At 62.1% G+C, this 9,341-nt stretch carries 8 protein-coding genes and 3 pseudogenes; 1 reads left to right on the top strand and 10 read right to left on the bottom strand.

Annotated elements, in window-relative coordinates:
- The 3 genes and pseudogenes from Q427_RS15020 to Q427_RS36950 all read right to left on the bottom strand — a co-directional run.
- Positions 1-1,083, bottom strand: a pseudogene (locus Q427_RS15020) (protein adenylyltransferase SelO); the annotation flags it as partial.
- Positions 1,084-1,122: 39 nt separating this feature from the next.
- The gene (locus tag Q427_RS28970) at positions 1,123-1,653 is read right to left on the bottom strand and encodes a GntR family transcriptional regulator (RefSeq protein ID WP_081786023.1); all 531 of its coding nucleotides are present in this window, start codon (positions 1,651-1,653) and stop codon (positions 1,123-1,125) included.
- A gap of 59 nt (positions 1,654-1,712) precedes the next feature.
- Positions 1,713-1,895: pseudogene (locus Q427_RS36950) on the bottom strand (GntR family transcriptional regulator); the annotation flags it as partial.
- 197 nt (positions 1,896-2,092) lie between these two features.
- On the opposite strand from Q427_RS36950, the gene Q427_RS15010 reads away from it, so the two are divergent.
- Entirely contained in the window at positions 2,093-2,854 is a 762-nt protein-coding gene (locus tag Q427_RS15010) for a haloacid dehalogenase type II (RefSeq protein ID WP_051496408.1), read from the top strand.
- Positions 2,855-2,857: 3 nt separating this feature from the next.
- On the opposite strand, the gene Q427_RS15005 is transcribed toward Q427_RS15010, so the two are convergent.
- The 7 genes and pseudogenes from Q427_RS15005 to Q427_RS14975 all read right to left on the bottom strand — a co-directional run bounded on the left by Q427_RS15005 (position 2,858) and on the right by Q427_RS14975 (position 8,958).
- Complete coding sequence (locus tag Q427_RS15005) at positions 2,858-3,964, bottom strand: hypothetical protein (RefSeq protein WP_043515346.1); 1,107 nt, start codon at positions 3,962-3,964, stop codon at positions 2,858-2,860.
- A gap of 43 nt (positions 3,965-4,007) precedes the next feature.
- Positions 4,008-5,030, bottom strand: a complete 1,023-nt coding sequence (locus Q427_RS15000) for a Nif3-like dinuclear metal center hexameric protein (RefSeq protein WP_043515344.1) — start codon at positions 5,028-5,030, stop codon at positions 4,008-4,010.
- Between the two features lie 168 nt (positions 5,031-5,198).
- A complete protein-coding gene (locus Q427_RS14995) occupies positions 5,199-5,552 on the bottom strand; it encodes a Na-translocating system protein MpsC family protein (protein ID WP_043515341.1) in 354 nt (117 codons plus the stop codon).
- A gap of 348 nt (positions 5,553-5,900) precedes the next feature.
- Entirely contained in the window at positions 5,901-6,389 is a 489-nt protein-coding gene (locus tag Q427_RS14990; RefSeq protein ID WP_043515338.1) for a hypothetical protein, read from the bottom strand.
- Positions 6,386-7,090, bottom strand: coding sequence for a tripartite tricarboxylate transporter permease (locus Q427_RS35405; RefSeq protein WP_269321251.1), 705 nt, complete (start codon positions 7,088-7,090; stop codon positions 6,386-6,388). The genes Q427_RS14990 and Q427_RS35405 overlap by 4 nt, the downstream gene beginning before the upstream one ends.
- Positions 7,033-7,835: pseudogene (locus Q427_RS35400) on the bottom strand (tripartite tricarboxylate transporter permease). The gene Q427_RS35405 and the pseudogene Q427_RS35400 overlap by 58 nt, the downstream one beginning before the upstream one ends.
- Before the next feature lie 145 nt (positions 7,836-7,980).
- Positions 7,981-8,958, bottom strand: a complete 978-nt coding sequence (locus Q427_RS14975) for a Bug family tripartite tricarboxylate transporter substrate binding protein (protein WP_043515348.1) — start codon at positions 8,956-8,958, stop codon at positions 7,981-7,983.
- Between the last annotated feature and the right edge of the window lie 383 nt (positions 8,959-9,341).

Below are 9,341 nucleotides of genomic sequence, written 5' to 3'. Positions count from 1 at the left end.
GCTTCCTGCAGCGACTCGACCAGTCGCTGGTCGCCTCCGTCCTCGAGGGTCAGGCCCAGCTTGGCGCGCATCACGGCCAGCCATTCGGCCTCGTACTGCGCCGGGTAGGCCTGTATCAGCTCGGTGGCCCGCTCCACCGCCCGCTCCTCGTCGCTGTCGATCAGCGGCAGCAGGGTCTCGGCCAACCGCGCCAGGTTCCACTGGGCAATCCAGGGCTGGTTGGAATAGGCGTAACGCCCACCCTCGTCGATGGAGCTGAACACCGTACCGGGATCGTAAGTTTCCATGAAGGCGCAGGGACCGTAGTCGATGGTCTCCCCCGACACGGTGGTGTTGTCCGTGTTCATGACGCCATGGATGAAACCCACACCCATCCAACGCGCCACCAGCGCCGCCTGACGGGCCTGGATCGCCTCGACCAGCGCCAGGTAGCGCTCATTGCCGGACAGCTTGCCAAGCTCGGGATAGTGTCGCGACACCACATGGTCGGCCAGCTGACGCACGGCATCGGTATCGCCGCGGGCGGCAAAGTACTGGAAGGTGCCGACCCGGATATGGCTGGCTGCCACACGAGTCAGGATGGCACCTGGCTCGGGAATGCCACGGACCACCCGTTCGCCGGTGGTCACCGCCGCCAGGGCCCGGGTAGTGGGGATGCCCATGGCGTGCATGGCCTCGCTGACCAGGTACTCCCTCAGCACCGGCCCCAGCGGCGCACGACCACCCCCCTCGGGAGAACGGCGTACAACCGGCCCCCTTGAGCTGGATATCTCGCAGCCGACCCTCCCGGTCTGTCACCTCACCCAGCAGCACGGCACGGCCATCCCCCAGCCGGGGAACGAAACCGCCGAACTGGTGCCCGGCATAGGCCTGGGCCAAGGGCTCGGCACCCGGTGGTACCACGTTGCCGGAAAACCACACGGCGGCCTCTTCCCCATCGAACGACTCCAGGTCGAAGCCCAGCTCCCGGGCAAGGGGTCGGTTGAAGGCCACCAGCCGGGGCGACGTCACGGGCACGGGATCGAAGGGCGCGAAGAAACGTTCGGGCAAACGGGAGTAACGAAGGGTGAACGGGGGAAACATGGCGGCTCCGAATGGCAACTGGGCACGTGAAGATGGGGTTCACCTTGGTGTGACAAGGCTCCCCGGGCAACATTCCCTGCGGTCAGGCGGCACTGGATGCCACAGGGCAAAGCAAGGCCTACGCTGGACCGGAGGTCGAAGCAGCGACACCCCTGGCAGCCTTGGGCTCCTCCACGCAGGCGGCGAAGCGCATCTGGCTGCCCGTGCCGCCAGCAGGTGGGCCCGCATCACCGATGCCGCCCACTCGCCATCCCCGGCGGCCAGGGCACGCAGCAGTTCACGATGATGGTGCATGCTGCCAGCCAGCTCCTCCCGGGTATAGTGGTGATAGCTGCGACGCGAGACCGGCACCTGGACGATGGTTTCCAGCAGGCGCTGAAGACGCGGGCTGCCCGCCGCCGCCATGAGCAGGGCATGGTAGTCATCGTTGAGGATGGCGATCTCTTCGATGGCACCCTCACCCTCGTCTCGACACAGCGCTTCCATCCGCCCAGCCAGCGACTCGAGCTTGTCCAGCTGGCCAGGTTCGATGCGTGAGGCCGCGCGCCGCGCCACCTGGGGCTCGAGCAGGACCTTAGCTCGAACACCTCCTCCACGTCACGCTGGGTCCAGGAAACCACCTGGGCACCGTGATGGGGAATGGCCTCTACCCAGCCATCCGACACCAGTCGCCTCAGGGCTTCACGAATCGGCGTTCGGCTGAGCTCCAGCTCCTGGCCGATGGCCGCTTCACGCACATAACTACCAGCAGGGTATTGCCCGTCGAGGATCCGTTTCCGGATGATCTGATAGACGCGGTCGGCAGCAGTCATTGATTGGCTCCTTGCAGTGAGAGTCCGGCCCGGGGCGCCTTGCCGACCCGGCTTCCTGCCGGGTGTCGACCAAGGTCGCAATGCAAATCGTGCACAACTATTTGCATGAGAAGCACTGTAGGCCTACATTTGGCGGAAATCGAGCCGAATTGCATACAATTACAGTGTGGACTAGCGTCTGACAAGGAAGTGATGGCATGAGCCTGACCCCGCCACAACTCGCCGATATCCGCTGCCTGGCCTTCGATGTCTTCGGCACCGTGGTCGACTGGCGCAGCAGCGTGATCCATGAAGGGGAGTCCCTGGGACGAGCCCGTGGCCTGGATGTCGACTGGGCCGCCTTTGCCGATGCCTGGCGTGCCGGCTATGCCCCTTCGATGAACCGGGTTCGCCAGGGACGCCTCTCCTGGACCTCCCTGGACCAGCTGCACCGCATGACGCTCGATCGCCTGCTCGACGATTTCGGCGTTACCGGGCTGTCGGAAGCCGACAAGGCCAATTTCAATCGCGCCTGGCACCGGCTCAAGCCCTGGCCGGATGCCGTGGGCGGCATGCACCGTCTGCGCGAGCGATTCATCCTGACCCCGCTCTCCAACGGCAACATGTCGCTGCTGGTCAATATGGCCAAGCAGGCCGGCCTGCCGTGGGACTGCGTCCTCTCGGCCGAACTGGCCCGACACTACAAGCGCGACCCCGAAGTCTACCGCATGGCAGCCCGGCTGCTGGACCTCAGCCCCCAACAGATCATGATGGTGGCCGCCCACCAGGACGACCTCAAGGCTGCACACAGCGAGGGGCTGCGCACCGCCTTCGTGATGCGGCCGCTGGAGTTCGGGCCGCATGCCAGGCCCGACCTGACCATCGACCCGAGCTTCGACTACGTGGCCAACGATTTTCACGACCTCGCCGACCAGTTGCTGAGCCGCTCGGGAACGCGCCAATCGCTGGCCATGTCATAGGCGTCAGACCACCAGCGGCGTTACAAAGAAAGCGATGAGGAATGCCGTCGCCAGCCGCATCGTGATCCCCAGCACGGCGGCCCCCATCGCCTCACGCTCGCTCAAGTCCGAACTTTCCGCCCAGACCACCGGTACCTGGCCGAATACCGCCGACAGGGGCAGGCCCGACGAGGCCAGGACGAAGGAGCCGACCACCAGGGAGGGATCGATCTCCCCCGCCATCGCCTGGAGCTGGCCCATGGCTAGGGTCGGGCTGACCAGTATCGACAGTACGCCGGTTTCCGGATGAATGTTCAAGAACAGCATGACGCTGCCCAGCGACGATTCGATCGCCGCCCAGATGCCGATGTAATCCAGCACGCCGATCACCGCGAACACCAGGGCCACCGCTGGAATCAGGATCAACAGCAGCAGTTCCACCCCCTCCCGAGCGGCGCTGAACATCGTCGGCAGGAAATCGCGCTCCGGGGTGAAGGTCGGCAGGTTGCCGATCTCGACCCGCTTGACGTCGCGGTAGAGCAGCTTGGACAACAGCAGCGGCGAGACAATCAGCGGCATGAAGACTGCCAGCAGCACCACGACAAAGACATTCACGCCGGCAAAGGTCAGCGCCATCATCCCCAGCATGAACGTGGAGAAGGATTGCTGCGACTGCACCATGGTGGCAATGGCCAGCTTCTGTTCATCCTTGGTGGCACCAGCCCGCTTCAGGATAGGCCCCGAGATCTTCCCGGCCGCGTTGATGTCGCCGAATATGTTGTAGACGCTGGGAATGATGACGGCGGGGTTCACCCCTATCAGCTTCATGGCGGGCACGAAGATACGCACCAGCGCGTCGGTGAAGCCCAGCCTTTCCAGCAGCCGTCCGATAATGACGCTGACGATGATGGCTGTACCCACCACCCCGGTCAGGAATACATCGACGACCACCGGCTGAACCGACTCCATGATCGAGTTGAACAGGCCCGACAGGCTCGTCGGCGAGAACATCAGCAGCAGCAGGCAGATACCGAGCAGCACGATGCCGACCACCTCGATCTTCTTCCATGCTCGCTTGCTGTCGGGTAGCTTTTCTTTCTTCGAGTCTGGGGTAGTAACGGAAGTCTTCATGGCAAGTCTCTTGTTATTGAACCGCTTGTGAAAAACGGAATAGTCACACGTTGCTCATGGCATTCTTGCCAAGCAAGTGCTGGGCCGACATCTCTTTCGCATAGGTCTGCAGGGAGGTATTTCCCACCATCTTCACTGGGGTAGAGGTAACCCGATCCCGGAACAGCACGACTTCCACCCCGTCGAGCAACTCATCAAGGGCGTAGGCCAGGGGCAGACCATTCTCCAGAATCTCCATGACATGACAGTTTCCCACAATGAAATTCAGGCCCAGCTCCTCGGCGGTCTCGAGCAGCTCATGTCCGGCATAGACGCGGCTTATGGAGGCAACCACGGTATCGGTATCGGGATTCTCCTCCACCGCCTGCCGCAGGTTATCGGGTGAGAAACCGGTATGCGGAAAGATGTGCAGGATATTCTCGACCCGACTTTCGCGTGACCCGAGATGGATGAACCCACTGGTCTCGACGCTGGTCTCCCGGATCGCCTCGATGCCTCTAACGAGACGCTCTTCCGCCAGCAGTGCCCGATCCTGGTCGAGCGCCATGTAGCGCCCCAGCCGGTCGAGAATGTCGCCAAGGGTGTTGACCTCGGGAAGCGCCCTACCGACGAACATGATGTTGCCGTGGACACCACCGTACGCGATGCTTCCCTTGACCACCTTGTGACCGTGCAGGAAGGGTATGCCCGGATGCAGGCCATGGAAGGCTTCGTGACACTCAAGCCCGGCCACGTCGTAGAGGTCCAGGTAGTTCTTCAGGGTCACCCCACCGCAGCTGGCAGCATCCGCAATGGGATGATGCGCCACCACGGCATCCACCCCGGTGGCCCCGGCCAGTTCGATGACAAGCTCGGTCATGGTCATGCAGACAGCCACCTTGCGGATCGCCTTGTTCGGATCGCCATAGATCAGGCCGGGAATCTCCAGTACAGACTTCCCGTGAATCCCTGATGACTTGAGGATCACGAACGGGTGATCGCCACGCTCCACCTCTGCCATGGACGACACCGTCCTTCCCCCGGTGATCACGCTCAGTGCGTTAACGATATCAGCTACGTTAGCCATAATTTTCCTCCTCTCATAACGAAAAAAACCGCCAGCACAACCCGGAGGCACTTGCCTCGGGCTGGGCTGACGGTCATTGAGCACTCACCGCTTCAGGGCGAGTTCACATCACCAGTCAACGATCTCTCGTCGAAGATTTACGGGCTATTCTCTGTCGCACTCAGGCTCTCAGAGGTAGTCGCGTACATCCTTTTCCATCACCACCACGGTAGCGGAAAGCTCGGCTTCGGCGTCGTAATCCTTGAAGATCGTCATCACGTCGAAACCGTATTTCTCTACCAGAAGCTGTTTGAATTCGTTCTTGAACCCCTTGATCAGATAGTGATCGGCCAGCTCACTGACATTGCTGTTGAGTGCACTCAGATAGGCCAGGGAGGGCACGCGCTTGTGCAGGGCAATGATGATCAGCTTGTCGCCAACGACATCGACCTTCTGGCGCACCACGCCAATGCCGAAGATGCGACTGTTGACGTCGTTGTAGTCCTTGATCAGGCCTTGCTTGAACTCTCCCAAGGATGGCATATCCAGGGCAACCTCGGTGCGTCTTGTCGATGTGTTACCAGTGGCTCGGGCCCAGAGCACGCCGGCCCCGAACCTTGGTATACCATGTGCATATGGAGTTGAGACTAGGCAAGTAGAAAATATCTGTCAACCGGAAAAATCGATTATTTTCCGAGTCTACTGAAAAGCCAGCAACAACAATGATCGTAAACCACTACGATCAGACCTGCAGAGAGTCGGCTTCGATAGGAACAAGGATTGCCGATCACCGCCGAGCTGCTGGCGCGCCTGCCCAATCTCAAGGCGACCAGCCAGACCGGTGGCACCGCCCGGGCGCCAGGGCACCCGGGCGGTGCAGAACCCTCCGCTCTAGAACAACAAGGATGGCGGCAGCGTCATGCCGATCATCTTGATGAACAGCAGCCATACCGCGGCTCCCATCAGTGGCGGCACGATCAGCAACCCCTTCAGGCTGAGGTTGGGGGCCAGCACCGCGATCAGCACGGCATTGAACGCCACGGTGGAAACGATCAGCCCCAGGTTGAGCACCAGCCAGAAGTAGATGATGGCACCACCCAGCATCAGGCCCGAAGAGAGGCCGATGGCGACCAGATCCTGGTCCTTGGCACCCGGCCGCTCGAGAGCCGACTCTCGTTTACGCAGGGTGAAGAACCCCAGCATGGCCAGCACCCAGAGCCCCGAGCCGATCAGGAAGTAATAGGCCGTCTGCGGCATGATATAGGACGGCACCAGGGGCGCCGGCCGCCAGGCCCCGTACTGGATGTGGATCAGGCCCGCGATACCGAGCGAAAGCATGACCGCCGCCGAGAGCAACTCTTTCACGATTGTGCGATTCATTTCTTGGCCCTCAAGGCAAAGGTGAACAGCAGGATCAGTGCGAAGGCCGCAACGTAGAAACCGATGGCAATGGGGCTCTTGATCAGCACTGCCCAGTCACCGCCGCCCATGATCATCGACTGACGCAGCGCCCGCTCGGCTCCCGGCCCGATGATGAAACCGAGCACCAGCGGCGCCAGCGGAAAGCTCATCAGCCGCAGGGTCACGCCCAGCGCCCCGGCGAAGAGCAGCACCCACACATCCACCACCGAGTTGTTGGCCGCGTAGGTGCCGACAATGGCCAGGATGAACACCCCGGGGATCATGAAGCCCGGCTGAATCATGGCGATTCGCGAATAGTAGGGCAGCAGAACCTTGCCCAGCACCAGGTTCACCAGGTTGGCAAAGATCAGCGTCAGGAACAGCGCGTAGATGATCTCGGTGTTGTCGGTGAGCAGGCTTGGCCCCGGCGTCATGCCCATCAGGATGAAGGCCGCGCCGAACAGTGCCGCCGTGGCGCTGCCGGGAATGCCGAAGGCGAACAGCGGAATGAAGGTTGAGCCCGCCGTGGCACTGTTGCCGGACTCGGCACTGGCGATCCCCTCCAGCGACCCCTTGCCGAAATCCTCGGGTTTACGCGAGAAACGCTGGGCCAGGCCGTAACTCATGAAGGCCGCCAGCGACTGCCCCGCCCCCGGTAGCGCGCCGATGAAGGTACCCACCGCCGCACCGATGTAGGTGGCCTTGAGGGTAAACTTGAATTCAGCCAGGTGAGCTTGTCCTTGCTGATGTCATAGCCCTGAAGCAGGCTCGCCTGCTCGGCGACGTCGTCCATCAGCTTGTCGACCTTGCGTCGCCATAGCTTCGAACCCTGCACCACCACCTCGGAAATGGCAAAGATGCCGATGAGCACCGGGATCAGGCTCAGGCCACCGGAAAGTCCCGGCATGCCGAAGGTGAGCCGCGTCGCCCGGTGATGGGGTCCCGGCCGATCATGGCCAGCAGGATACCGATGGCGGCCACCGCCAGGCCCTTGGCCACCATGCCCTGGCTCAGGGCGGCGATCAGGATCAACGAGAAGGCGTACAGGGCGAAGAACTCGATCGGCCCGAAGGTCAGCGCCACCGCCGCCAGCGGTACGGCGATGAAGATCAGCACCAGGTCGCTGGTGGTATCGCCGATCACCGAGGAGTAGAGCGCGGTGTGCAGCGCCTTGCTCGGCTTGCCCTTGAGCTTGGCCTGGTAGCCGTCGATGCTGGTAGCCGCCGCACCCGGCGTCCCGGGGACGCCGAAGGAGATCGCCGCGATCGAACCGCCGAACAGCCCACCCTTGTAGATACCCACCAGCAAGCCCATCGCCATGGCCGGCTCGAGAAAGAAGACGAAGGGCAGCAACAGGGCGATGGCCATATCGCCCGACAGGCCCGGGATGGCGCCCAGGGTAATGCCAAGCAGCACCCCGAGCATCACGTACATCAAGACATAGGGATGAAAGGCCAGTGCACTGGCCTCAACAAGAAGATCAAGCATCAGCGCTCTCCGGCGAGGCTGGAAGGGTCACGACAAGACGGCCGGAGCCGAGTGGCTCGGCTCCGGGCTTCCAGGGTGGGTGTCAGTCCTGGTTTATCGCAGCGAGGACATCCCTGACCCGCTGGGTAGTGTCGCGATAGATCGCCTGGGCGCTTTCCAGACCCTGCACGTTGTCCAGTCCAGCAGAGGCCTGGGTGGACATGGTTTGCGCGGTATCGGTCTCGAGGCCCTGCATGATGCACTCGGAAAGCTCCTGCTGGATCGACTCCGGCACGGAGGAGAAGGCGTAGACCAGCAGCGGTGCCTCGAAGGAGACGTCATACCCGGCCTCACGGAAGGTGGGCACGTCCGGCAGCACGTCGGAACGCTCGTCGGCAAAGACGCCGATGGCGGTGACCTCGCCGGAATTGACGTTGGAGACGATGGAGGGGGGCAGCGTCATGCCCAGGTCGATATGGCCACCCAGGATCATGGTACGGGTCTCGCCGCCGCCGGTCGTCGGCAGGTGAACGTTCTGGATGCCGGTTTCCTGCTCGAGCATCACCAGCGGCAGGTGCACCAGGCTCAGCGGATCGGCATGGCCAAAGACCAGGCTGTTCGGCTCGGCCTCGGCCAGCTCGATCCAGTCCTCGATGCTCTGGATATCGTGGTCGGCCTTGACGTAGACGGTGGGCTTCCAGTCGGTCAGGTGAACGATGGGCACCCAGTCCTCGACTTCCCAAGGGGTGTCCTCGGTCAGCGTCTGGGTGATGGTGGCGGAATAATCGGCCATCAGGATGGTATGGCCGTTGGGCTCGGCATCGGCCACGAACTGCAGCCCTTCCATGCCCCCTGCACCCGGCATGCTGACCACGTCGATACGGCTGCCGCAGTGTTCTGCGGCGTTGGCCGCGATGATGCGAGCGGTGATATCCGTACTGCCGCCTGCACCATAGGGCATGACGATACGAATCGGGTCGCTGCCCAGGCTTTCCCCATTGGAGGCAAGCGCAGTACCGGCAGACAGGGTCAGCATCGCGGCACTGACCGCGACGGCGGTTGTTGACAGTTTGAAGGTCATATCGAACTCCATATTCTTGTACATTATTTGTTTATTGCAAGGCGAACACTCCCGCTCCTGATCAGCGACAGCCCTCTCCCTTTAAACCCTAGGCCTCCTGCCCCATCGCTTCTTGTTAATTCCGAGGATTGTCTTGCTCATTTCCCGGTAATTCCACGCAACACGGAAAAAGCTATACCCATATCCTCGCCTGTACAAGAATTTCTTGCCGATCAGCGTCCGATGCTTTGCAGCCCAGCCAGCCTGGTGCAACATGACTGACTCGCCAGAAAAATGGCCAAGGGAGACAACCTCAAATGAGCCGGAACCTCTTCGAGACCTTCGCCGCCCGCATGCAGGATCGCGGCGATGCCGATTTCATCACCACCCGTGACGGCCGCCGC

The sequence above is a fragment of the Halomonas sp. BC04 genome (assembly GCF_000568385.1).
This window is presented reverse-complemented; position numbering and strand designations above follow the sequence as displayed.

Bases quoted from the DNA above. Each gene is read 5' to 3' on its own strand.
- Q427_RS15010 (WP_051496408.1), top strand. From the start codon at position 2,093: ATGAGCCTGACCCCGCCACAACTCGCCGATATCCGCTGCCTGGCCTTC.
- Q427_RS15005 (WP_043515346.1), bottom strand. From the start codon at position 3,964: ATGAAGACTTCCGTTACTACCCCAGACTCGAAGAAAGAAAAGCTACCC.
- Q427_RS14990 (WP_043515338.1), bottom strand. From the start codon at position 6,389: ATGAATCGCACAATCGTGAAAGAGTTGCTCTCGGCGGCGGTCATGCTT.
- Q427_RS14975 (WP_043515348.1), bottom strand. From the start codon at position 8,958: ATGACCTTCAAACTGTCAACAACCGCCGTCGCGGTCAGTGCCGCGATG.
- Q427_RS15000 (WP_043515344.1), bottom strand. From the start codon at position 5,030: ATGGCTAACGTAGCTGATATCGTTAACGCACTGAGCGTGATCACCGGG.
- Q427_RS14995 (WP_043515341.1), bottom strand. From the start codon at position 5,552: ATGCCATCCTTGGGAGAGTTCAAGCAAGGCCTGATCAAGGACTACAAC.